This window comes from Cellulomonas sp. GbtcB1 (assembly GCF_019091725.1).
In the GTDB taxonomy this organism is placed as follows: domain Bacteria; phylum Actinomycetota; class Actinomycetes; order Actinomycetales; family Cellulomonadaceae; genus Cellulomonas.
Genome location: NZ_JAGXJG010000183.1, coordinates 1 through 307, shown reverse-complemented (window position 1 = coordinate 307; position 307 = coordinate 1). Strand labels below are relative to the sequence as shown.

Here is a 307-nt window from a genome sequence, read left to right as displayed (position 1 = left end):
ACGCTCGTCGACGACGACGAGCCCCGCGCCCTCAGGGCACGTCACGTACTTGGCCTGGCCCGGGGGGCCGCCGGCGAAGTGGATGCCGCGCAGGACGCCGGCGGCCGACACCGAGATGTTGGCCTGCTGCAGGTCGAACCGGTGGCCGGTCGCCTCGGCGAACGGGCCGCCCTGGAACGCCTCGAGGAAGACGCCACGGGGGTCGCCGTGCTGCGTCGGCGTGATCTCCCAGGCACCGGGGACGGCGGGCTCGCGGTAGGTCATCGGGGGTCCTCTCAGGGGTCGGACGGCCGGGGGAAGCCTAGCC

1 protein-coding gene is annotated in these 307 nt (G+C 74.6%); it reads right to left on the bottom strand.

The genetic code is table 11. The annotated features are described in order from the left end of the window. Nucleotides 1-264 (bottom strand): dTDP-4-dehydrorhamnose 3,5-epimerase family protein (locus tag KVT14_RS20215; protein ID WP_217617287.1); only part of this gene is annotated, 264 nt, incomplete at its 3' end. Nucleotides 265-307: the final 43 nt, after the last annotated feature.